Below are 21,986 nucleotides of genomic sequence, written 5' to 3'. Positions count from 1 at the left end.
TCGGAGAGAACCGATGACCCTACCCACGGTCGAGTTGATACTCGACCCGTACGACTACCACTTCCACGAGGACCCATACCCCTACTACAAGCGCCTGCGGGATGAGGCGCCCCTGTACCGCAACGAGAACCTCAAGTTCTGGGCGCTCTCGCGGCACAAGGACGTGGTGCAGGGATTCCGCAACAGCACCGCACTGTCGAACAAGCATGGTGTCTCGCTGGATCCGGTGTCGCGCAACGACGAAGCCCATCGCGTGATGTCCTTCTTGGCCCTCGACGATCCCGCCCACCTGCGGCTGCGCACGCTCGTCTCGAAGGGTTTCACGCCGCGGCGCATCCGCGAACTCGAAGGCCGGGTCACCGAGATCGCCGTACAGCATCTCGATGCCGCGCTCGAATCCGACAGCTTCGACTATGTGGACGACTTCGCGGGCAAGCTTCCCATGGACGTCATCTCCGAGCTCATGGGTGTGCCAGAAGAGGACCGGGTACGCATCAGGGCGCTGGCCGACGGCGTCATGCACCGCGAGGACGGAGTCGCCGACGTGCCTGCATCGGCCATCGCGGCGTCCGGCGAGCTCCTGGTCTACTACGCCGACATGGTCAAGCAGCGCCGCCGCAACCTGACCGACGACCTGACATCGGCGCTCGTGGAAGCCGAGATCGACGGGGACAAGCTCACCGACGACGAGATCATGGCATTCCTGTTCCTGATGGTCGTCGCCGGCAACGAGACCACCACCAAACTTCTTGCCAACGCGGCATATTGGGGCTACAAGAACGCCGATCAGCTCGCGCCGGTGTTCGACGATCACGACCTCATCACGCCGTGGGTCGAGGAGACGCTGCGCTACGACACGTCCAGCCAGATCCTGGCCCGCGCGGTCGTCGAAGACCTGACGTTCTACGACACCACGATTCCAGCGGGCGATGTGCTGGTGCTGCTGGCCGGTTCGGCCAACCGCGACGAGCGTGCCTTCGAGAATCCCGACGAGTACCGGATCGGCCGTGACATCGGTTCGAAGCTGGTGAGTTTCGGCAGCGGCGCCCATTTCTGCCTCGGCGCGCACCTCGCGCGCATGGAGGCCAGGGTGGCGTTGACCGAGTTGTTCAAGCGAATCCGCGGATATGAGGTCGACGAGGCCAATGCCGTCCGAGTCCATTCCAGCAGTGTCCGCGGGTTCGCTCACCTTCCGATCACAGTGGAGAAACGTTAAATGCCCCGTTTTGAACCGCTTCCCGAGCGCCGTCCCGCGCTCGTCGCCGGCGCCTCGTCCGGCATCGGCGAGGCTACCGCGATCAAGCTCGCCGCCAGCGGATTTCCCGTCGCGCTCGGCGCTCGCCGGATGGAGAAGCTCGAGGAGATCGTCGGCAAGATCCGCGCCGACGGCGGCGAGGCCATTGCTGTGCATCTCGATGTCACCGACCCGGATTCGGTGAAAGCCGCCGTCGAGCAGACCACCTCCGAACTCGGCGACATCGAGGTGCTCGTCGCCGGAGCGGGCGACACCTATTTCGGCAAGCTCGACTCGATCAGCACCGAGCAGTTCGAGTCACAGGTGCAGATCCATCTGATCGGCGCCAACCGGGTCGCGACGGCGGTGCTGCCCGGCATGATCGAGCGCAGGCGCGGAGACCTGATCTTCGTGGGATCCGATGTCGCGCTTCGCCAGCGGCCGCATATGGGCGCCTACGGCGCCGCCAAGGCCGCTCTCGTGGCAATGGTCACCAACTACCAGATGGAGCTCGAGGGCACCGGTGTGCGCGCCTCGATCGTGCATCCCGGTCCGACGAAGACCTCGATGGGCTGGAGCCTGCCCGCCGAGCTCATCGGACCTGCGCTCGAAGACTGGGCGAAGTGGGGCCAGGCGCGCCACGACTACTTCCTGCGCGCGGCCGACCTGGCCCGCGCGATCACGTTTGTCGCCGAGACTCCGCGCGGCGGGTTCATCGCGAGCATGGAGCTTCAGCCCGAGGCTCCGCTGGCGGAGGTCAAGGACCGCCAGAAGCTGGCCTTGGGTGAAGAAGGGATGCCCGGACAATGACCGTAACTAAAGAGGTACAACGGGTTTCGGGTGGCGAAGAGGAGCACGGCCACCTGGAAGAGTTCCGCACCGATCCGATCGGGCTCATGAAGCGCATCCGTGAGGAATGCGGTGACGCCGGCTGGTTCCAGCTCGCCGACAAGCAGGTCGTGCTGCTGTCCGGAGCCGAAGCCAACGAGTTCTTCTTCCGGTCCACCGACAGCGAGCTCAACCAGGCCGAGGCATATCCGTTCATGACGCCGATCTTCGGCGAGGGCGTGGTGTTCGACGCCGACCCGGAGCGCCGGGCCGAGATGCTGCACAATACCGCGCTGCGCGGCGAGCAGATGAAGGGTCATGCGGCGACCATCGAGAACGAAGTCCGCAGGATGACCGAAGGATGGGGTGAGAGCGGGGAAATTGATCTACTGGAGTTTTTCGCCGAGCTGACCATCTACACTTCGACGGCCTGCTTGATCGGGTTGAAGTTCCGCAACCAGCTCGACTCCCGGTTCGCGAACTACTACCACCTGCTCGAGCGCGGCACCGATCCGCTCTGCTACGTCGACCCCTACCTGCCCATCGAGAGCTTCCGCATCCGCGATGAGGCCCGGGCCAACCTCGTGGAGTTGGTGCAGGAGGTCATGAACGGGCGAATCGCCAACCCGCCCAAGGACAAGAGCGATCGCGACCTGCTCGACGTGCTGGTGTCGATCAAGGACGAAGACGGCAACCCGCGCTTCTCGGCCAACGAGGTGACGGGCATGTTCATCTCGCTGATGTTCGCCGGGCACCACACGAGCTCGGGCACCTCGTCGTGGACGATGATCGAGCTGCTGCGTCATCCGGAGTACTACGCCAAGGTCCAGCAGGAGCTCGACGAGCTCTACGCCGATGGTCAAGAGGTGAGCTTCCATGCGCTGCGCCAAATTCCGCACCTGGACAACGCACTCAAGGAGACCCTGCGGCTGCATCCGCCGCTGATCATTCTCATGCGGGTCGCACAGGACGAGTTCGAGGTGGAGGGCTTCCCGATCCACAAGGGGCAGATGGTGGCGGCCTCGCCGGCGATCTCGAACCGCATTCCTGAGGACTTCCCCGATCCCGATGCCTTCGATCCCGACCGCTATGTGAAGCCGCGCCAAGAGGACCTGGTCAACCGCTGGACCTGGATTCCGTTCGGGGCCGGGCGGCACCGCTGCGTCGGTGCGGCCTTCGCGCAGATGCAGATCAAGGCGATCTTCTCGGTTCTGTTGCGCGAGTATGAGTTCGAGATGGCACAGCCCCCCGAGAGCTACCGAAACGACCACTCCAAGATGGTCGTCCAGCTGGCCCGCCCGGCCAAGGTCCGTTACCGCAGGCGCGTGAAGGACTGACGCCTATGGGCTGCTACCGCGTAGAACTCGACGAAGATCTGTGCCAGGGCCACGCCATGTGCGAACTGGAGGCGCCGGATGTGTTCAAGGTGCCCAAGCGCGGCGTCGTCGAGATCGTCGACCCCGAACCACCCGACGAGATCCGCGAGGATGTCGAGCGGGCCGTTGAAATGTGTCCCACCCAAGCAATTTCCATCAAAGAGAAGGACTGACAATGGCGTCATTTGAGCGTGCCCAATTAGAGGACTGGGTCGAGCGCTGGCTTCAGGTCAACCGCGATGCCGAGAAGGCCGGTGACTGGAAACCGTTGGCGGACTTCTACACCGATGACGCGACCTACGGCTGGAACATCGGCCCGAAAGAAGACGTCATGTGTGTCGGCATCAATGAGATTCGCGACATCGCACTGGGTTTGGAGATGGAAGGCCTGGGCAACTGGACCTACCCGTACCAGAAGGTCATCATCGACGACAAGCAGGGTGAGGTCGTCGGGTTCTGGAAGCAGGTGGCCACCGACGCCGACGGCGCGCAGGAAGAGATCTACGGCATCGGCGGCAGCTGGTTCCGGCTGGCGGAGGTCGACGGTGAACCCAAGATCGAATGGCAGCGCGACTTCTTCGACTTCGGCCACGTGCAGAAGCTGTATCTGAAGCTCATGGAGAGCGGAAAACTCTCCGAAGGCATGCAGAAGCGCATCGAGCGCAGCCTCGCGGGCGAGAAGCTCCCCGGCTACTACCCGCTCGGCGAAGCACCGGTTCCGATCTGGTAGTCCCGGCCAAGCAGTTGATTGGGGGTGCGTGTGACGCACGTAACTAATGGTTCTAGTCTGTGGTCACCGGCACTAGTGGAAGGCACGTATGGATGAAGACAAAAGGCGCTCTCATCTGGGAGTTCAATCAACCGTGGTCCATCGAGGAGATCGAGATCGGCGACCCCGTCAAGGACGAGGTCAAGATCCAGATGGAAGCGTCGGGCATGTGCCACTCCGACCACCACTTGGTCACCGGCGGCATCCCGATGGCCGGCTTCCCGGTACTCGGCGGGCACGAGGGTGCCGGCATCGTCACCGAGGTCGGCCCGGGCGTCGAGGGCATCGAGCCCGGCGACCATGTGGTGCTGTCGTTCATCCCGTCCTGCGGCGTCTGTCCGTCATGTCAGGCCGGCCTGCGTAATCTGTGCGATCTCGGCGCTGGCTTGCTCGGCGGGCTGGCCGTCTCGGACGGCACCAACCGCATCCACGCCAAGGGTCAGCCGGTCTTCCCGATGACACTGCTCGGCACCTTCTCGCCGTACATGGTGGTGCACAAGAGCTCGGTCGTGAAGATCGACAAGTCGATCCCGTTCGAGGTGGCCTGCCTCGTCGGCTGCGGTGTCACCACGGGCTACGGCTCGGCCGTGCGCGCCGGTGACATCCGCCCCGGCGATGACGTCGCGGTCATCGGCGTCGGCGGTGTGGGCATGGCTGCGCTGCAGGGCGCGGTGAATGCCGGCGCTCGGCACATTTTCGTCGTCGACCCGGTCGAGTGGAAGCGCGACCAGGCCCTGAAATTCGGTGCCACGCACGTTTATCCCGACATCAACGCCGCGATGGCCGGCATCGCGGAGGTCACCTGGGGTCTGATGGCCAAGAAGGTCATCGTCACCGTCGGTGAGCTGCACGGCTCCGAAGTCGACAACTACCTGAACCTCACCAGCAAGGGCGGTACCTGCGTGGTGACGGCGATCGGCAGCCTGCTCGACACCAGCGCCAACATCAACCTCGCGATGCTGACGCTGTTGCAGAAGAACCTGCAGGGCACCATCTTCGGCGGCGGCAACCCGCACTTCGACATTCCGCAGCTGCTGTCGATGTACAAGGCGGGCAAGCTCAACCTCGACGACATGGTCACCCGCCAGTACAAGCTGGAGCAGATCAACGACGGCTACAAGGACATGCTGGAAGGCCGCAACATCCGTGGCGTCATCCGTTTCACGGACGAGGATCGCTGAGCCGGCATGACTGAAACCCAGGAGATCTCACCGGCGCGCGCGGCGTCACTGGCCTCGTGGCGCTGCGTGCAGTCCGGAGATAAGGACGGCTGGCTGGCGTTGATGGCCGACGACGTCGTGATCGAAGACCCGATCGGTGAAGCCGTCACCAATCCGGACGGCACCGGTGTCCGCGGCAAAGAGGCGGTGTCGGCGTTCTACGACACCAACATCGGCCCGAACCAGCTGACGGTCACGTGCGAGGAGACGTTCCCGTCGAGCTCGCCTGCCGAGATCGCCTACATCCTGGTGCTGCACACCAGGTTTCCGAACGGGTTCACCGCGACCGTGCGCGGTGTGTTCACCTACAAGGTCGACGACGCCGGGCTCATCACGAATCTGCGTGGGTACTGGAACATGGACGCCATGAAGTTCGGACAGGAAGAAAACTGAGTAGTCCCTTGGCCGGCCGCGGTGCCGTCGTCGTGGGCGGCACCCGCGGCATCGGCCTCGCGGTCGCCGAACTACTCGCGGGCCTTGGCGCGGGCGTGGTGGTCAACGGCCGCGACGACGCGGCCACCAAGGCCGCGGCGGAGCGGATTTCCGGTGTGGCACATCCGGGTTCACCCGCCGACGCGGAGGTGGCCGACGCGCTGATCGACAGGTGCGTCGGTGAGTTCGGACGCATCGACATCCTCGTCAACTGTGCTGGGACCGCCGAGCCGGTGGGGTCGTCGATCCTCAACGTGAGCAGTGCCGAGTTCAAAGACCTGCTTCACGCACACCTGCTCACCGCGTTCGAAACCTGCCGCGCCGCCGCACCGAAGATGGTCGCCCAGGGCGGCGGAGCCATCGTTAACACCAGCTCGTTCGCCTTCCTCGGCGATTACGGCGGCACCGGTTATCCGGCGGGCAAGGGGGCGGTCAACGGGCTGACGCTCGCGATCGCCGCCGAACTGAGCGAACACGGCGTGCGCGCCAACGTGGTGTGCCCGGGCGCCAAGACGCGCCTATCCACCGGATCCGATTACGAACAGCACATCGCCGATCTGAACCGGCGCGGGCTCCTCGACGACGTCAGTATGCAGGGCGCGCTCGACGCGGCCCCGCCCGAGTACGTCGCGCCCACCTACGGATACCTCGTCAGCGACAAGGCGCGCGACGTGACCGGCCGGATCTTCATCGCCGCGGGCGGCTTCGTCGGCGAATTCGCCCGACCATCACCGGGTTTCATCGGCTACCGCGACCACCACACGTCACCGCCGTGGACGATCGACGAACTGCACGATCTGATCGGTGGCGGTTAGCGCCTGCCGCACACCCCGCGCTCGAAGCGACGACCGCGCCGGCTGGGCCTGACGCCGTGCGAGACAGGCAGTTTGAGCGCCCGGTAGTACGTCAGAACAACGCGATCGTCGCCGTGCGGTGACGGTGTGCAGGAGTGGTAGGTCCAGCCGTCCTGACCGCGATCGGCGAGCACCGGGTCATCGACCACCTCCCACCAGTTCTCGGCAAGAACATCGAGATCGATCCACTCGTACCGAGTGTCACGTACGTCCGGGGCAGCTGGGTCGTCGCCATTGGCTTCCCACTTCACCGCGTCGGTCACGAGCGGCTCAACTCCTTCATGCAAAAAATTAGTAAGCCGTACTAGTCAACCGTGCGGTCGTTCCATACGCAACGAGATGGGCGTCTCATTTCGACCCCGTGTGTGCTCCTCGCGTCCGCGCCCGCTCACTATGCTCATGGCCATGGCGTCCGTCTTCACGAAGATCATCAATCGAGAACTGCCCGGCCGATTCGTCTACGAGGACGACGAGAACGTGGCGTTCCTGACGATCGCGCCGATGACACAGGGACACACCCTCGTGGTGCCGCGCGCGGAGATCGACAACTGGCAGGACGTCGAGCCTGCGGTCTTCGGCCGGGTCATGGAGGTGTCGCAGCTCATCGGCAAGGCGGTGTGCACGGCGTTCGGTGCGCAGCGGGCCGGGGTGATCATCGCCGGCCTCGAGGTGCCGCACCTGCACGTTCACGTCTTCCCCGCCTACAACCTCACGGACTTCGGGTTCGCCAACGTCGACAACAATCCGTCGGCCGAATCTCTCGACGAGGCGCAGGCCAAGATCAAAGCCGCGCTGGCAGATCTGCAATCCGCGGCAGGTTGACCGTGAAGCGGCACCCCCGCCCCGGCGCGGTGGTGACCTTCACCGTCCCGCCGTGCGCGTAGACCAGCGAATCCACGATCGACAGCCCCAAGCCGGTGCCGCCGCTGGCCCGGGTGCGCGATGAGTCGGCGCGGTAGAACCGTTCGAACACGCGTCGCGCATCCTCCTGGCTCATGCCCGGCCCCTCGTCGCACACTTCGAGCACGGCGTTGTCACCGTCGGTGCCGACCCGCACGGTGATGCCAGCGCTCTCCGGTGTGTGCTGCACCGCGTTGGCGACGAGGTTGCCCAGCACCTGACGCAGCCGGGCCTCGTCGCCGAGCACCTCCGGTGTGCCCGGACCGTCGAAGACTTCCATCTTCACCTTGCGCTTCGGCGCGATCGACTGGGCGTCGTGCACGGCATCGGTGGCGAGCGCCAGCAGGTCGACGCGGTGCTGGTCGAGCGGCCGCTGCGCATCGAGCCGCGCCAGCAACAGCAAGTCTTCGACGAGCAGACCCATCCGCCGGGATTCGCTTTCGATCCGGCCCATCAACATCTCGATGTCACGGGCCGCGCCCTGTCGGTAGAGCTCGGCGAAACCGCGGATTGTGGTGAGCGGTGTGCGCAGTTCGTGGCTTGCGTCCGTGATGAACCGCCGCATGCGCTCCTCGGAGGTACGTGCCTGCTCGGCGGAGGCTTCCGAGGAGGCCACGGCCCGCTGGATCTGCGCGAGCATGCCGTTGAGCGCCGAGGACAGCCGGCCCACCTCGGTGCGCGGATCCCGTTCGGGCACACGACGATCGAGCTGACCGGCGGCGATGGCCGCGGCCGTGCGTTCGACCTCGACGAGCGGACGCAGGCTGCGGTGCACCACCGCATACCCGACGACGCCGAGCACCAGCAGCACCGCGGCACCGATGCCGACCTGGGACCAGACCAGCGCGCGCACCGACGACTGCACTTCGGACAGATCGATCGCGACGGTGGTGAGCCCGCCCGATGCACCGCGGACCGTCATCGCCCGCCACTGCACATTCGAATTGTCGATCGACCCGACGGTCACCGGCTCGGGGCCGACATCGTTGTTGTCGGGCAGCGCCGGTTCGGCCTCCCGGTCGTTGACCGCGATCCAGGTGCGGCCGTCCTCATCCACGCCGCGGACGTAGAAGTTCGAGGGTGGGCGAGCCGGGTTGGGGCCTTCCAACGGCGTCGTCGGCATGCGGCGCGGCTCTTGCGCCCAGCTGCGGGAGGCGTCGAGCAGCGTCTGGTCGATTCGGCTGACCTCGGTGTGGCGCATGATCGACGTCACCGCCACGCCCGATGCGAGCAGGCCACATGCCACCAGCACCAGTGCGGCGGCCACCAGCCCGACGCGCAGCGGCACCCCACGCCGCCCACGGTTCACCCGGTCAAACACCTCAAAAGTATGCCGCCGACGAGCGGGGCGTCAGCGCGGCTCGCGCAAAACATAGCCGACACCACGCAGCGTGTGCAGCAGGCGCTTCTCGCCGGTGTCGATCTTGCGGCGCAGGTAGGAGACGTAGGACTCGACGACGTTGACGTCGCCGCCGAAGTCGTAGCGCCACACGTGGTCGAGGATCTTGGGCTTCGACAGCACGGTGCCCGCATTGATGATGAAGTAACGCAGCAGCGTGAACTCGGTCGGCGACAGCGAGACCGGCTCGCCTGCCTTCCACACCTCGTGGGTGTCCTCGTCGAGCTCGATGTCGGCGAAGGACAACCGGGCGTTGCGGGGTTCTTCGACGCCTCGGCCCGAGCGGCGCAAGATGACCCGCAGACGGGCCACCACTTCTTCGAGGCTGAACGGTTTGGTCACGTAGTCGTCGCCGCCCAGCGTGAGCCCGGCGATCTTGTCCTGCAGGCTGTCTCGCGCGGTGAGGAACAGTGCGGGGGCATCGATGCCGTCGGCCCGCAGGCGGCGCAGCAGACCGAAGCCGTCCATGCCCGGCATCATCACGTCGAGGATCACCGCGTCGGGGCGCACCTCACGGGCCTTGTCGAGCGCCGCGGCACCGTTGGAAGCGGTGTGCACCTCGAAGCCCTGGAACTTGAGGCTTACCGACAACAGCTCCACGATGTTGGCCTCGTCGTCCACGACGAGGATCCGGGCTTCCGGAACGCTTTCAGGCAGTGCAGGCATGGCCATTCCGCAATGTTGACGCTGTCGCTTGGAGTAATCCTGCACGCCAGCTGTGGACTTCCTGTGAGTTTGAGTGTGATCGCTCTCACCTAGACTGGCCCCATGAACCTCGGCAAGACGCTGGTCCAGTTTGCCACTGCCCCGGTACGCATAGGACTCGCAGTGGCCGACGCCGGCCTCGGTATCGCCGGCGAGACGCTCAACGCCGTGCAACGGGGCATCACCGACGCGAACCCGCTGAACGGCAGGTCATCGGTGGCGCACATGTTCGGCCTCGACGACGCCGTCGAACGCGCGAACCGGCTCGCCCGACTCATGGACGACGACGCGCCACTGGGCCGGGCGCTGGCGCCCAACGGGCCGGTCGACCGGTTGCTGCGACCGGGCGGCATCGTCGACCAGCTCACTGCCGAAGGCGGGCTGCTGGACCGGCTGACCGCAGAGAACGGCGCTGTCGCGCGGGCCGTCGCACCGGGCGGGCTGATCGACCAGGTGACGATGGAAGGCGGCTTCCTCGACCGCATGACGACCGACGACGGCGCATTGTCACGGGTCATCGCGCCGGGCGGGCTGGCCGATCAGCTGCTGGCCAACGACGGCCTCATCGAGCGCGTGCTGCGCGAAGACGGCGTCGCCGACCGGCTGCTCGCCGAAGGCGGCCTGCTCGACACCCTGACCGATCCCGACGGGCCACTGCTCAAACTCGCCGACGTCGCCGACACCCTCAACCGACTGGCGCCCGGCCTCGAGGCGCTGGCACCGACCATCGACGCGCTGCACGACGCCGTAGTGACGCTGAGCCAGGTCGTCAACCCGCTCAGCAACATCGCCGACCGGATCCCGCTGCCCCGCCGTTACGGCAAGCGAACCGCGCCACGGCCCGTCACATCACAGCGAATTATCGACGCCGACGAGTGACCCGTTAAGCTAGGGCGCGTTCCACCCGCCTCCTTAGCTCAGTGGTAGAGCAACGCTCTTGTAAAGCGTAGGTCGTCAGTTCAATCCTGACAGGGGGCTCCACCGCGTCCATCGACTCTGCGTCCAGGGCGCAAAAGTGCGAGTAACCAACGCCCTCACCGCAGAGTCAATTCTCGTCGGCGATCTGTTCCCTGCTCTCGTGTTGACCGGGAGCCTCGGGATCCCGGCCTTGGCGTTCGAATTCGTCCTGTTGCTTCTGCTGCCGTTCGGTTGCCTCGCGCGCGTCCTTCGGTACCGGCCGACCACCATCGCTTCGATCCATGGATCGTGAATCGCCCGCTGTCGCGGCGGCTAAACCCGCGCGGTCAGTTTCCGCAGCGTTTGATATTCAGCGTCGCGGTACGGCCGGCCGTCGGGCCGGAGTAGATCGCTGAACCAGACCTTCGGCACCTCGGTGTAGGGCTTGTCCCAGGAATCCCACGGGAAATAGGTCTGGGTCTTGCCCGCGACCAGTCCCCAGCTGTACGCACCAACGTTGTGCCGCTTGGCAATTGGCAGCACCCCTTCGATCGTGCTGCCCTCGTTGCGCGCCAGGTACTCGGTGCACAGGATGGGCCGCCCGTAGGGCGCGAGTTCGGCGATGCGGGCTTCGAAGTCGCTCGGCCCGCCGTAGGAGTGAAAGGAGACGACGTCGGAGTTGTCGAGCTGGAAGTTGTCCATTTCGCTGCGGCTGCCGGGATCCCAGCTCCCCTGCCATACGCCACTCGTCAACGGCTGCACCGGATCGACCGAGCGCGCCCATCCGAACACCTGCGGAAGCAGACCCCCGACGAGGTCGATCTTGTCCTTGCGTTCCACACTGCGGTACTGCTTGGCGGGATTGTCCGGCTCGTTCCACAGATCCCATCCGAGGACGCGATTGTCGGTGCGGAACTGGCTCATCACGCCGATCACATAGTCGCGGAGCATCGGACGGTAGCGGGGGTCGTCGATGCGCTGAGCGCCCGGGCTCTGCACCCAGCCCGAGTTGTGCACGCCGGGCGTCGGCGCGCGCTGGGCACCGAGGTTCGGGTTCGGATCCCAGCATGAGTCGAAGAAGACGAACAACGGCTTGATGCCCTGGCGCGCCGCGATCGAGACGAACTGCGCGAGCCGGCGCTGGAAGCCGCCGCGGTCCTGCGCCCACAGCAGATCGTGCAGGAACACCCGCACGGTGTTGAAGCCGAGCAGCCGGCACGCCCCGAGCTCACTGTCGATGCGCCGGGCATCATAGGTGCCCGGCGCAAACATCTCGATCTGGTTGATGGCGTTGGAGGTGATGAAGTTCGTGCCGACGAGCCAGCCCTGCGCTTGGTACCAGGCGTTGGCCCGCTCAACCGGCCACTGGCCTGGTGCGGCGCTCGCGCGGGGAAGGGTGGACAGCGCCTGGGGAAGAGCCATGGATGCTGCGAGTACCAGCGGTATTTTCAGGGCTGTTCGACGGTGCACTTAGTGAACATAGTGTGCCCCAGCAAAATACCCGGGCTCACGTATCACATTGCAACCATTGAGGTTTCAAATTGTTATCCGCGGCTCGTCACAGGCGGCCCACCACGTAGGACGCGGCTTCGGCCGTCATGCCGTTCATGCCGTACATCGTGTGCGCGAAGCTGGGACCGCCAACGGGCGCCCCATCGCAGATCGTGTCACCCGGTGCGCACAGTTCGATCGTCTTGTCGGCGTAGCGCGGCCCGATCACGACCGGGGGCGCACCGACATCGCGCATGAACTGGTCCGATGGTTTACCCATCAAGACCACGGCCGCGACATGGTCGGACACCTCGGGCGGCATCGGGTCGGGGATGTACTGCTCGTACTCGGTGGGTACGGAATCCGGTATGGCCGCCGAGGTTACGAAGCCCGCGACGACTGCGCCCTGCGAGTAGCCGCCGAGCACGACCCTGGTGTTGGGACAGCTCGCCGCGGTGGCCTCGACGTGGTTTGCGGCATCCCGGATTCCATCGACGACGGTTTTGGCGAATTCGATTCGGTCCCCGAAGTTCCCGCTCGCCTGGTAATTCACCGGGTACACGTTGACCGACTTGCCAGCCGCTTGCGCGCGCAGCGCGTCGACGAAGGCCTGGCCGGTCCCGCCTACGCCGGGCGGCTCATAGGTGCCACGCGCGAATATCACCTCGACGTCGGGGCACGGTTCGGCCGCCGCGATGTAAGCGGGAGCAATCGGCAGTGCACACGTCGCTGTCAGCGCGGCACCCTGGATGATTCTGAGCAATCGCATATCGGCTCCAGGCGTATCGGATCCCCCGACCATTGCCGTTCACCATGCTGACACACACCGAATCTAATTGAGCGGAACATTCAAAAATGGCCGCGGATCGGCCGCGCCTGGGCCGTCGAAATGCCACCACTCCCCCGAGTACACCGCGAGCCCGCCGGCCTGCATGGCCTCCCGCAGCCGGGCGCGGTTGGCCTGTGCCGGCGGGCTCACACCTTCGGTGGCGTACGCCAGGCTGCGCGGTGAGAAGTCGTCGAAACCTCCGCCCATGTCGGCACCGGCGATCGTCACGTCCACGGACCGTCCGGCCTCGTGGCTGCGGGCATAGGCACCCGGCCGGGCCACCCAGTTCGGATTGCCGACGACCTCGAACATCCGAACCTGCACTTCATGAGGGCGGTAGCAGTCCCAGAACACCAGCACGTCGGGCCGCAGCCGCGCAGCCGCCACGGCGAGCCCGGGTGCCAACGACTCGTGCACGAGACACCGTGCGCCGACCGGGTAGAGCCGCTCACCGACGAAGTTGTCGCTGGTCGCGTACCGCAGGTCGACGACGGCGTCGGGCACGACGGTGCGCACATCGACCAATCCGGCCGCGGTCGCCGGTTGCGCCGAGGCCGACGGGATCACGAAGCCCGAGACCACACCGCACAGCACAACCAGCCCAAGAGCCCATCGCACAGAGAAATTGCACCACATCGATCTTTTTTGCCTGTTCAAGCACCATTTCTTCGTTAACGATAATTTCACCGGCGTGCCGCGTTTACAGAGTTAGGCTGTGCCCGTTCTGCGCAGGAGTATCCCCATGAGCCTCGACGAGAACCAGACATCGATCGACGAACTGCTCGACCGGGCCGTGCGCGCGTGCAACAGGGGTGACCGCGCCGCTGCGAATTCTCTTGCCGAACAAGTACTCGCCGTCGATCACGGCAACACCGATGCCGAGGATCTCCTGGCCGCCTCTGAGAATCCTGGCGAAATCCGGCGACTGACATTGATGTTCATCGATCTCGTTGACTCGACCGCACTGTCCACCCGCGTCGAACCCGAGACCTACCACACGTTGGTCGGCCGCTACCACCACGAGGTGAAGCGACTCGTCAATCAGTATGAGGGACATATCAGTTCGACCAAAGGTGACGGACTGCTCGCGGTGTTCGGCCACCCGAAGGCGCACGAGGACGACACCCGCCGCGCCGTAGCGGCGGGTCTGGACATGGTCCATGCGGTGGCACGCCTCAGCGCGCTAGCCAAGCGCCGGTTCGGTGTCACGATCGACGTGCGTGTCGGCGTCCACCGCGGCGTGGTCTATCTCGATACTTCGCAGGACGACGTCTACGGTTTCGCCGCCAACTTCACCGCACGGATCTCCTCACTCGCCGCACCGGGAACGGTCGCGGTATCGGACGTGGTCGCGGCGTTGGTCGGCGATACGTTCGAGCTCGGGATTCGGCCTGCCGCTGCAGTCAAAGGCGTTGACGGCCTGGTGAGTCACCATCTCGTGCTGTCAGAGCAGCCACAAGCGGCCATGGCCACGCCGGTCCCGTTGGTCGGCCGCCGGCGAGAACTCGCCTGGCTGCAACGCACCTGGCACGACGTATTGAATCGGACCTCGGAATGCCCGGGTGTCGCGTTTCGCGGCGAAGCCGGCATCGGCAAGACCCGCATGGCGCGTGCCGCGGCCGAACTCGCCCACCAAAGCGGTTGCACGGCCATCGAGATCCGGGGTTCGCCGCTTCACATGGAATCCGGGCTCCATCCGGTCCGCCGCCTGCTCGAACGCCGTTGCGGTATAAGCCGACTGACCGCTGCTCCGGATCGGCTGCGGCTACTCGAGTCCGAACTGAGCTCCTGCGCAATGGATTCGACGTTCATCCCATTGCTCGCACCGGTGCTCGGCCTGGGCCCTGAGCACGGTTATCAGCCCGCCGCCGCGGAGGGCCGTACTCTCTACGAGTCGATCCGCGCGGCAACCCACCGGTACCTGTTGGCATGCCTACGGGACAAACCGGGGGTCATCATCGGCGAGGATCTGCAGTGGTTCGACGAGTCGACCATGGCCCTGATCGAATCCCTGCTCACCAGCGCACACGGTGACCTGCTCGTGGTGCTGACCGGGCGGGAAGGCAAGTGGCTTCAAGTCGACTGGCCGGTGGAGATTTTCGATCTGTCAGCCCTGTCCGTCGAGGACTGCATCGAGTTGATCGACGCTATCGAGCCGAACGTGTCGGCAGCGCAGAAAGTGGCCGTCTGCCGACGCAGTGACGGGATTCCGTTCTACATCGAACACGTCCTTGCCGGACTGACAACCGCCGGACATGAGCAGCAGGTGCCGGAGGCGCTCTACGAACCGTTGTTCGCCCGTCTGCACACCCGATCCGACGTCGTACCCGTTGTGGAGGCCGCGGCTGTCATTGGCCGAAGCGGTGATCTGGCTCTGCTGCGTTCGGTGGCCGGTGCCGATGTCGACGCCGATACGGTGGTCGCCGAACTCATGGATGCCCGGGTGTTCGAGCGCGACGGCCCGGAGCGGTGGCGATTCCGCCACGAGCTGCTGCGTGAAGTGGCCACGGAACTTGCCCCGCCCAGTGTGCGGCGGACGCTGCACGAGCGCGTGGCCAGGGAGCTGGTGGCAGCAACGCCCGGGGTCGAACCCGATTGGCGCTTGGTGGCACGCCATTTCGAATGGGCACACAAATACGACGATGCCGTCACGGCCTACCAGAAGGCGTCGGTAGAGGCCCGGCGCCTCGGGGCGGCAGGCGAGGCGTGCACCTACCTGACGAATGCCCTCGACCAGCTCGACCGTTGTGTCCCCGGACCGAGGCGCGACACGGTGGAGATCGCGATCCGGCTGGAACGCGGATTTCTGGTAGGAGCCGCCCACGGCAGCATGAGCGGTGACTGCCCGGCCGACTATCAACGTTGTCTGGACCTGGCCACCAGCGGGTCACACCAGGCCGAACTGTTCGCCACGCTGACCGCGATGCTGAGCTACTACGTGCCTCGGGCCGAGTTACGCAGGAGCCATGAGCTTTTGGACTCCCTATCCGGCCGCATCGCCCCCGAACAGCTGTGGCTCTACCCCGCGATCGCCTCCTCGTTGGGTTCGATCACCTGGCTCGAAGGCGGCTTCACGACTGCGCGCGAGCATCTGATGAGAGCGCTGGCCGAGGCCTCGGCAGCAGATCCGCAGGAGCTCGACACCACCTGGCGGGGAAACACCGATCCGATCTCGGGTGCCCACACCTATCTGGCGCTCAGTCATTTGGTCTGTGGTGACCTGGACGGCGCCAATGCCGAGCTCGCCGAGTCGGTTCGCCGTTGCGAGTGCCTGGGATTCCCCTTGAACGCGTTCAATCGGGCGCACACGTACTTCAAGGAAATCTGGGTCTGTCTGGAATCCGGGCAGATCGAAGAAGCGGCCGCGTTGGCCGCCGGAATGCGACGCTGCACCGAGGATTCCGGGCTGGATCTGTGGCGCATCGTCAGCGCCACCGAGCACGCCACGGTGAAGGCCATGGCCGCACTGCGATCCGGTGCTGATCCGGCCACGCTGACCGCGGCGGCCGACAACATCGCGGTTCGCGTCGACGGATCGCGCCTCATGCACCTCAACGTCTATCTCACCTTTCACGATTCGATCATCGGCCGGCTGCTCATCGCAGCAGGCCGGCCCGCACAGGCTCGCGAACGACTGGATATGTCACTACACCTAGCGGAAGAGACGGGGATGCGCTTTCACAACGCCGAACTCATGCGGTTACGGGCCCACACGTTCATCGGGCGGCCACAACGTCGGGCGGCACTTGCCGAAGCACTGGAATGCGCCCGTCACCAACGCGCCGTGCTCTTCGAACTACGTTGCCTGTTGGACTCTTTCGACCTGTTGGGGGACGGTGACCGCAATGCGCTGGCCGATGTTGCGCACCGCTTCGGCGGGGACACGAGATGGCCCGAACGTGCCCGGGCCGAGCGGATACTGTCATGACCACGGTGGCAGTGCTCGGCGGCGGTGTCGGAGGGCTGACCGCTGCACACGAGCTGTGTGACCGCGGATTCGACGTCACCGTGTACGAGTCGCGGCGCGAATTCGGCGGCAAGGCCCGCTCGATGCCGGTGCCCGGCTCCGCGGTCGGCAATCGGAAGCCGCTGCCCGCCGAGCACGGATTCCGCTTCTTTCCCGGCTTCTACCGTCACATCCCCGACACCATGGCCCGGATCCCGCACGGCAACAAGACCGTTGACAAACATCTCGCCGTGGCGACGGAGATGCTGCTGGCTCAGGATGGCGGGGCCAACGAAATCGTCACGTCAACCCAGCCGCCAACCTCACTCGATGACCTGCGAGCCATCGTGAAGGTCTTCTGGGAAGTCGGCTTCAAACTCGGCGTCAGCCCGCCGGAACTGGTGTGGTTCGTTCAGCGCCTGCTCACCATGATGACCTCGTGCGACGAGCGCCGGTTCGGTCAGTGGGAACAGATGAGCTGGTGGGAGTTCATCGGTGCGGCACAGCGCTCCGAGGCCTTCCAGAAGTTCCTCGCCGAAGGCATGACCCGGACACTGGTGGCGGCGAAGGCAACGGAGATGTCGGCCCGCACCGGCGGCGTCATCCTGTGCCAGTTGCTCTTTGATCTGGCGCGTGCGGATGGGCGGCTGGATCGCGTGCTCGACGGCCCGACCAGTGAGGTGTGGATCGATCCGTGGACAGCCCATCTGGCGGGCAATGGCGTCGTATTCCGCAGTGAATGTCCGGTAGCCGGAATCGACTGCGACGGAACACGCATCACTGGAGTCACCGTCACCGCCAATGGCGGGCCCGAACACGTGGTTGCCGATTACTACATCTCGGCGCTGCCCAAAGAGCGCCTGGAACTGCTGCTTTCGCCGGCCCTGCAATCCGCGGAACCCCGTTTAGCCGGATTGCCCCGCCTGAAGACGGACTGGATGAACGGCGCGATGTTCTACCTCGACCGCGACGTTCGGGTGGTCCACGGCCACGCAATCTTCATCGACTCCGCATGGTCGCTGACCGCGATCTCGCAGGCCCAGTTCTGGCACGGCATCAACTTGACACAGCGTGGCGATGGCCGTGTCGAAGGCATTCTCTCCGTGGATATCTCGGCATGGGACAAACCGGGTGGCAATGGGATGGTTGCCGCGGCCTGCTCGAAAGACCAGATCCTCGAAGAGGTGTGGCACCAGCTCGTCGAACATATCGACGACGGCAGCCTCGACAAGGACAACGTGATCACCTCGTTTCTCGATCCGGCGATCACGTTCCCGAACCCCACGAAGGCCACCAACCTCGAGCCACTGCTGATCAACATCGCCGGGTCGTGGGCGGATCGCCCGGACGCCGTCACCGCGATACCGAACTTCTTCCTGGCCGCCGACTTCGTCCGCACATACACCGATCTGGCGACCATGGAAGCAGCGAACGAGGCGGCTCGACGTGCGGTCAACGGCATCCTGGACGCGACCGACTCGTCGGCACGTCGCTGTGAAGTCTGGCCGCTCCGTGAGCAATCGGTGCTCAAACCGCTGCGCAGGCTGGACCGAGTGCGCTGGCTGCTGCGCCAACCGGCAAAGCCCCCGATCGAGGTGAAACCAGGCGGAGAGTTGGAACCCACGAGCATTTCGGCCCGCGGGCTCCTCGCAGCGGCTCGCCTGTTCGGCCGGCGACCCTAGGCGAAGGCGCTGGACACTGGGTCAGGGTCGTCCTTGATATCGGCGAGCGCTCGGATGTTGCCGCCCACATCACGATTTTCACGCACGCCGATCGCCTTGACGAGCAGCGTGGTCGGCGTCCACCGCGGCCAGGGGTCGAGATAGTAGGCACCGAGCCCTGCCGTCCACGCCGCCTTGTTCGCCTCAGTCTCGCGGGCCAGAGCCGGATACTGAGCGAGGCCATAGGCGAAAAGCCACGCCGACTTCCGGAACTCCGTCAGCAGTTTCGCGATGAACGTGACCTCGCGGGGAATCGCCCGACGGAGCCAGCGAACTCGCGGGGAGCGTCGTTCGACGACGTCGAGCATCCTCTCGGTCTGGGCTGCCACCAAGCGATTGACTCGGACGAAATCAGCTTCGACTGCCTTCAGCCGGGTCCCCGACAGGCTGGCTGTGACAAGACCGAGGTCGTAGCAGATATGGGCGTTCAAACTCGCGATCATCTGCTGGATCAGCGACACCTTGGTGTTGTGCTGTTTGACGAAGGCGACTTCCCAAGGCAGCGTCAATCCTGCGGAGTATTCAGCTGGGTGGAAGTACCCGTTCAACGCATGGAAGTACCGGTTGGCGAAATCGACATCCAACTGTTCGATCCACTCGGGGTCGTTGAACTCGCCGCGCGCGATGGCCTCTTGAATGGCGACGGTGCCCCGCCGGTACAACACGGCGAAGTACCCGATGGCGCTCTTCGCATCGATCGACCACTTGATGATCAGGTCGAGGCGGTGCACGACATCGTCGATCGTCACCGCGCGCTCCAAAGGTTCAAGGGCGTCTACGTCTGTAGTCATGATGTTCACCTGCCTTAGTCGACGCAGACAGGTTCGCGCGGTTCGAGCACCGCGGGATGAGTAGGTCGCTACCCTAGTTTCGAGCGGAAATGGCACTCTCTTCTTCTGGCACGCATCTTTCCGTTGTACGATAACCGCACTCTTGAGGACGACGTCGGTTGCCTGGCGCTATTACTTACGCGCAGAAGTAACCGACGGATTGGAGCGCTCCTATGGCGTCAGCTGCCCCGGCAACCGTCGCAAGCCGCTATGCGGGCCGGCGGGTCGAGCGGGTCGAGGACACCCGCCTGCTCACCGGACGCGGCACATTCGTCGACGACATCACACGGCCCGGCATGCTGCATGCCTGCTTTGTCCGCAGTCCGTATGCACGGGCCAAGCTCAACGGCATCGACGCGACCGCGGCACTCGCCCTGCCCGGCGTGCGCGCGGTGTTCACGGCCGCCGATCTCAACCCGGACGTCAAAGAGGCCTGGCACGCCGTCGCGGGCAAGGACATCCCGGACACGCCGCGGCCGCCGCTGGCCGAAGGCGAGGTCAAGTTCGTCGGCGACCCGGTTGCCCTCGTCATCGCCGAGACCCGATACATCGCCGAGGACGCGGTCGACCTCGTGGAGGTCGATTACGAACCGCTGCCCGCGGTCGCCGACTTCCGGAACGCCCTCACCTCCGACGTTGCCGTCCACGAGGCCTACCCCGACAACAATGCCGGCGGGATGGCCGGGATGCCGCCCGACGAGGAGACCTTCGGTTCGGCGGCATACGTCGTGAAAGAGCACATCTACCAACAGATGTACGTGCCCGTGCCGATCGAGACCCGCGGCATGGTCGTCGAATGGGCAGCGACCGGAACGGCCGCCGGCGAGCTCACCATCTGGGCATCCACCCAGACTCCGCATGAACTTCGCGCGTTCGCGGCCCGGCTGCTGGGTATCCCGGCTCAGCACGTGCGGGTGATCATGCGCGACACCGGAGGCGGCTTCGGCCAGAAGGTCGTGCCGATGCGCGAAGACATGTGCGTTCTGCTCGCCGCGCGAAAACTACCCGCCGCGACGTCGAACGCGCGATCGGGCGCGGCGCTGAAGTGGATCGAGGACCGCCGGGAAAACCTCATGGCGGCCGGGCAGTCCCGCCACGTCGACGGCGACGTACGGATGGCATTCGACGATGAGGGCAACATCCTGGCGGCCGACATCGACTTCGTCCAGGACGTCGGTTCCTACCCGACGCCCTACCCGGTACTGACCACCGCCGCGATCGGCATGTTCTTCCCAGGCCCCTACCGCGTGCCGAAGGCGAGCTTCAACTACAAGACGGTGTTCTCCAACACCGCGGGCCTGCACGCCTACCGCGGGCCGTGGCAGTACGAAACCCTCACCAGGGAAATACTTCTCGATATCGCGGCCCGCAAGATGAACATGGATCCGGTCGACCTGCGTCGCCGTAACCTGTTGCGCCGCGACGAGATGCCGTATTTCAATCCCAACGGCATGCCGTATGACCACGTAGCCCCGGTGGAGACCTTCGAACAGGCGGTCAAGATCCTCGACCACGAGGGCTTCCGCAAGGAGCAGGCGGCCGCACTGGCCGAGGGTCGCTACATCGGCCTGGGGTTCTCGGCCTATATCGAACCCACCGGTGCGGCCACCGGCCACCTGGCCTCCGAGGGCTGCACCATCCGCATGGAGCCCACCGGCAAGATCAATGTCTACGTCAACGGCGGCTCGACCGGGAACAGCTTGGAAACGACGGTCATTCAGCTCACCGCCGATGCGCTGGGCGCCGACATCGATGATGTCGCGACCATCCAGGGCGATACCGCGGTGACCCCTTACGGCGCAGGCACACAGGGCAGCCGCAGCGCGCCGATGACTGCGGGCGCGGTGAGCGAAGCCGGCACGATCCTGCGCAACCAGCTGGTCGCGATGGCCGCGGGCCGGCTCGGCGTCGACGAATCGGAGATCGAACTCGGCGGGTCCAAGGCGACGGTCCGTGACGATCCCGACAAGAGCGTGACATTCGCCGATCTCGCGTTCCGCGCCTACTACGAACCCCAGCAGTTGCCGCCCGGTGTGTCTGCGACGTTGGAGGCCACCGCCCGCTACACCGCACCGCCGACCGCACCGATCCACTGGGCCAACGCGACCCACGCGTGCACGTGTGAGGTCGACGTCGAGACCGGACACGTCACGCTCACTCGCTACATCGTCAGCGAGGATGTCGGCCCGATGATCAACCCCAACGTCGTCGAGGGCCAGATCGCCGGCGGCACCGTTCAGGGCATCGGCGGCGCGCTGCTGGAACAGTTGGCCTACGACGATGCCGGAAACCCGCTCTCGTCAACGTTTGTCGACTACCTGCTGCCCACGGCCACCGATGTGCCGACCATCGAATACGGACACGTCGAGATTCCCGGACCCGGTGTCGGCGGCTACAAGGGCGCGGGCGAGGGCGGCGCCATCGGTTCGACACCGGCGGTCATCAACGCCATCAACGACGCGCTGGCCCCGCTCGGGGTCACCTTGACCACATTGCCCGCCAGCCCAGCTGCCATCGTCGCTGCGCTCGAACGTTCGGAAGAGAAGGAGCACTAA

The 21,986-nt window shown here is 65.3% G+C and carries 21 protein-coding genes and 1 tRNA gene; 14 read left to right on the top strand and 8 right to left on the bottom strand.

Annotated features, from left to right (window positions below; all coding sequences use genetic code 11):
- Positions 1 to 13: 13 nt before the first annotated feature.
- The 8 genes from ACRCUN_RS18170 (at position 14) to ACRCUN_RS18135 (ending at position 6,674) form a co-directional block, all read left to right on the top strand.
- Entirely contained in the window at positions 14 to 1,216 is a 1,203-nt protein-coding gene (locus ACRCUN_RS18170; protein ID WP_462143018.1) for a cytochrome P450, read from the top strand.
- On the top strand, positions 1,217 to 2,044 hold the full coding sequence (locus tag ACRCUN_RS18165) for an SDR family oxidoreductase (RefSeq protein ID WP_462143017.1): 828 nt from the start codon (positions 1,217 to 1,219) through the stop codon (positions 2,042 to 2,044).
- Complete coding sequence (locus tag ACRCUN_RS18160; protein WP_462143016.1) at positions 2,041 to 3,399, top strand: lanosterol 14-alpha demethylase; 1,359 nt, start codon at positions 2,041 to 2,043, stop codon at positions 3,397 to 3,399. Before ACRCUN_RS18165 ends, ACRCUN_RS18160 begins: the two co-directional genes overlap by 4 nt.
- 5 nt (positions 3,400 to 3,404) lie before the next feature.
- Positions 3,405 to 3,611 (top strand): ferredoxin Fdx, encoded by a 207-nt coding sequence (locus ACRCUN_RS18155; RefSeq protein ID WP_067846648.1) that lies wholly within the window; start codon positions 3,405 to 3,407, stop codon positions 3,609 to 3,611.
- A 2-nt stretch (positions 3,612 to 3,613) separates the two neighbouring features.
- Positions 3,614 to 4,168, top strand: a complete 555-nt coding sequence (locus tag ACRCUN_RS18150) for a Cif family virulence factor (protein ID WP_462143015.1) — start codon at positions 3,614 to 3,616, stop codon at positions 4,166 to 4,168.
- A gap of 92 nt (positions 4,169 to 4,260) precedes the next feature.
- The gene (locus ACRCUN_RS18145; RefSeq protein WP_462143014.1) at positions 4,261 to 5,388 is read left to right on the top strand and encodes an NDMA-dependent alcohol dehydrogenase; all 1,128 of its coding nucleotides are present in this window, start codon (positions 4,261 to 4,263) and stop codon (positions 5,386 to 5,388) included.
- Positions 5,389 to 5,394: 6 nt separating this feature from the next.
- Positions 5,395 to 5,820, top strand: a complete 426-nt coding sequence (locus ACRCUN_RS18140) for a nuclear transport factor 2 family protein (protein ID WP_462143013.1) — start codon at positions 5,395 to 5,397, stop codon at positions 5,818 to 5,820.
- Between the two features lie 8 nt (positions 5,821 to 5,828).
- Positions 5,829 to 6,674, top strand: a complete 846-nt coding sequence (locus ACRCUN_RS18135) for an SDR family NAD(P)-dependent oxidoreductase (protein WP_462143012.1) — start codon at positions 5,829 to 5,831, stop codon at positions 6,672 to 6,674.
- Here ACRCUN_RS18135 and ACRCUN_RS18130 read toward each other — a convergent pair.
- Positions 6,671 to 6,976, bottom strand: coding sequence for a hypothetical protein (locus tag ACRCUN_RS18130; RefSeq protein WP_462143011.1), 306 nt, complete (start codon positions 6,974 to 6,976; stop codon positions 6,671 to 6,673). The genes ACRCUN_RS18135 and ACRCUN_RS18130 overlap by 4 nt on opposite strands.
- Before the next feature lie 142 nt (positions 6,977 to 7,118).
- Between ACRCUN_RS18130 and ACRCUN_RS18125 the strand changes: the two genes are divergently transcribed.
- Positions 7,119 to 7,535, top strand: a complete 417-nt coding sequence (locus ACRCUN_RS18125) for an HIT family protein (RefSeq protein WP_462143010.1) — start codon at positions 7,119 to 7,121, stop codon at positions 7,533 to 7,535.
- Here the strand turns inward: ACRCUN_RS18125 and ACRCUN_RS18120 are convergent.
- Entirely contained in the window at positions 7,495 to 8,934 is a 1,440-nt protein-coding gene (locus tag ACRCUN_RS18120) for a sensor histidine kinase (RefSeq protein ID WP_462143009.1), read from the bottom strand. The genes ACRCUN_RS18125 and ACRCUN_RS18120 overlap by 41 nt on opposite strands.
- Positions 8,935 to 8,964: 30 nt before the next feature.
- A complete protein-coding gene (locus ACRCUN_RS18115; protein WP_067846670.1) occupies positions 8,965 to 9,684 on the bottom strand; it encodes a response regulator transcription factor in 720 nt (239 codons plus the stop codon).
- A 96-nt stretch (positions 9,685 to 9,780) separates the two neighbouring features.
- Here ACRCUN_RS18115 and ACRCUN_RS18110 point away from each other — a divergent pair, with 96 nt between their 5' ends.
- Both ACRCUN_RS18110 and ACRCUN_RS18105 read left to right on the top strand, forming a co-directional pair.
- Positions 9,781 to 10,596, top strand: a complete 816-nt coding sequence (locus ACRCUN_RS18110) for a hypothetical protein (RefSeq protein ID WP_462143008.1) — start codon at positions 9,781 to 9,783, stop codon at positions 10,594 to 10,596.
- A 27-nt stretch (positions 10,597 to 10,623) separates the two neighbouring features.
- Positions 10,624 to 10,698 (top strand) — tRNA-Thr (locus ACRCUN_RS18105).
- Between the two features lie 64 nt (positions 10,699 to 10,762).
- On the opposite strand, the gene ACRCUN_RS18100 is transcribed toward ACRCUN_RS18105, so the two are convergent.
- The 4 genes from ACRCUN_RS18100 to ACRCUN_RS18085 all read right to left on the bottom strand — a co-directional run bounded on the left by ACRCUN_RS18100 (position 10,763) and on the right by ACRCUN_RS18085 (position 13,570).
- Entirely contained in the window at positions 10,763 to 10,918 is a 156-nt protein-coding gene (locus tag ACRCUN_RS18100) for a hypothetical protein (protein WP_462143007.1), read from the bottom strand.
- 29 nt (positions 10,919 to 10,947) lie between these two features.
- Positions 10,948 to 12,084, bottom strand: a complete 1,137-nt coding sequence (locus tag ACRCUN_RS18095) for a glycoside hydrolase 5 family protein (RefSeq protein ID WP_462143006.1) — start codon at positions 12,082 to 12,084, stop codon at positions 10,948 to 10,950.
- A gap of 88 nt (positions 12,085 to 12,172) precedes the next feature.
- The gene (locus tag ACRCUN_RS18090; RefSeq protein ID WP_462143005.1) at positions 12,173 to 12,874 is read right to left on the bottom strand and encodes a cutinase family protein; all 702 of its coding nucleotides are present in this window, start codon (positions 12,872 to 12,874) and stop codon (positions 12,173 to 12,175) included.
- A gap of 63 nt (positions 12,875 to 12,937) precedes the next feature.
- Complete coding sequence (locus ACRCUN_RS18085; RefSeq protein WP_462143004.1) at positions 12,938 to 13,570, bottom strand: M15 family metallopeptidase; 633 nt, start codon at positions 13,568 to 13,570, stop codon at positions 12,938 to 12,940.
- 106 nt (positions 13,571 to 13,676) lie between these two features.
- Here ACRCUN_RS18085 and ACRCUN_RS18080 point away from each other — a divergent pair, with 106 nt between their 5' ends.
- Both ACRCUN_RS18080 and ACRCUN_RS18075 read left to right on the top strand, forming a co-directional pair.
- Positions 13,677 to 16,862: an ATP-binding protein gene (locus ACRCUN_RS18080; protein ID WP_462143003.1), complete on the top strand. Its 3,186-nt coding sequence runs from the start codon at positions 13,677 to 13,679 to the stop codon at positions 16,860 to 16,862.
- The gene (locus ACRCUN_RS18075; protein WP_462143002.1) at positions 16,859 to 18,562 is read left to right on the top strand and encodes a hydroxysqualene dehydroxylase; all 1,704 of its coding nucleotides are present in this window, start codon (positions 16,859 to 16,861) and stop codon (positions 18,560 to 18,562) included. Before ACRCUN_RS18080 ends, ACRCUN_RS18075 begins: the two co-directional genes overlap by 4 nt.
- Here ACRCUN_RS18075 and ACRCUN_RS18070 read toward each other — a convergent pair.
- Positions 18,559 to 19,392, bottom strand: a complete 834-nt coding sequence (locus tag ACRCUN_RS18070) for a DUF5995 family protein (protein ID WP_462143001.1) — start codon at positions 19,390 to 19,392, stop codon at positions 18,559 to 18,561. The two genes, ACRCUN_RS18075 and ACRCUN_RS18070, sit on opposite strands and share 4 nt — an antisense overlap.
- Positions 19,393 to 19,604: 212 nt before the next feature.
- Between ACRCUN_RS18070 and ACRCUN_RS18065 the strand changes: the two genes are divergently transcribed.
- Positions 19,605 to 21,986 (top strand): xanthine dehydrogenase family protein molybdopterin-binding subunit, encoded by a 2,382-nt coding sequence (locus ACRCUN_RS18065; RefSeq protein WP_462143000.1) that lies wholly within the window; start codon positions 19,605 to 19,607, stop codon positions 21,984 to 21,986.

The sequence above is a fragment of the Mycobacterium venezuelense genome, assembly GCF_054919535.1.
Note: the sequence above shows the minus strand (reverse complement) of the source record. Positions and strands in the feature narration are given on the sequence as shown.

What these genes read in the sequence shown, in the direction of transcription:
- ACRCUN_RS18115 (WP_067846670.1), bottom strand. Translation starts at nt 9,684, where the DNA reads ATGGCCATGCCTGCACTGCCTGAAAGCGTTCCGGAAGCCCGGATCCTC.
- ACRCUN_RS18080 (WP_462143003.1), top strand. Translation starts at nt 13,677, where the DNA reads ATGAGCCTCGACGAGAACCAGACATCGATCGACGAACTGCTCGACCGG.
- ACRCUN_RS18070 (WP_462143001.1), bottom strand. Translation starts at nt 19,392, where the DNA reads ATGACTACAGACGTAGACGCCCTTGAACCTTTGGAGCGCGCGGTGACG.
- ACRCUN_RS18110 (WP_462143008.1), top strand. Translation starts at nt 9,781, where the DNA reads ATGAACCTCGGCAAGACGCTGGTCCAGTTTGCCACTGCCCCGGTACGC.
- ACRCUN_RS18170 (WP_462143018.1), top strand. Translation starts at nt 14, where the DNA reads ATGACCCTACCCACGGTCGAGTTGATACTCGACCCGTACGACTACCAC.
- ACRCUN_RS18155 (WP_067846648.1), top strand. Translation starts at nt 3,405, where the DNA reads ATGGGCTGCTACCGCGTAGAACTCGACGAAGATCTGTGCCAGGGCCAC.
- ACRCUN_RS18100 (WP_462143007.1), bottom strand. Translation starts at nt 10,918, where the DNA reads ATGGATCGAAGCGATGGTGGTCGGCCGGTACCGAAGGACGCGCGCGAG.
- ACRCUN_RS18160 (WP_462143016.1), top strand. Translation starts at nt 2,041, where the DNA reads ATGACCGTAACTAAAGAGGTACAACGGGTTTCGGGTGGCGAAGAGGAG.
- ACRCUN_RS18150 (WP_462143015.1), top strand. Translation starts at nt 3,614, where the DNA reads ATGGCGTCATTTGAGCGTGCCCAATTAGAGGACTGGGTCGAGCGCTGG.
- ACRCUN_RS18140 (WP_462143013.1), top strand. Translation starts at nt 5,395, where the DNA reads ATGACTGAAACCCAGGAGATCTCACCGGCGCGCGCGGCGTCACTGGCC.
- ACRCUN_RS18125 (WP_462143010.1), top strand. Translation starts at nt 7,119, where the DNA reads ATGGCGTCCGTCTTCACGAAGATCATCAATCGAGAACTGCCCGGCCGA.
- ACRCUN_RS18075 (WP_462143002.1), top strand. Translation starts at nt 16,859, where the DNA reads ATGACCACGGTGGCAGTGCTCGGCGGCGGTGTCGGAGGGCTGACCGCT.
- ACRCUN_RS18090 (WP_462143005.1), bottom strand. Translation starts at nt 12,874, where the DNA reads ATGCGATTGCTCAGAATCATCCAGGGTGCCGCGCTGACAGCGACGTGT.
- ACRCUN_RS18085 (WP_462143004.1), bottom strand. Translation starts at nt 13,570, where the DNA reads ATGTGGTGCAATTTCTCTGTGCGATGGGCTCTTGGGCTGGTTGTGCTG.
- ACRCUN_RS18165 (WP_462143017.1), top strand. Translation starts at nt 1,217, where the DNA reads ATGCCCCGTTTTGAACCGCTTCCCGAGCGCCGTCCCGCGCTCGTCGCC.
- ACRCUN_RS18065 (WP_462143000.1), top strand. Translation starts at nt 19,605, where the DNA reads ATGGCGTCAGCTGCCCCGGCAACCGTCGCAAGCCGCTATGCGGGCCGG.
- ACRCUN_RS18145 (WP_462143014.1), top strand. Translation starts at nt 4,261, where the DNA reads ATGAAGACAAAAGGCGCTCTCATCTGGGAGTTCAATCAACCGTGGTCC.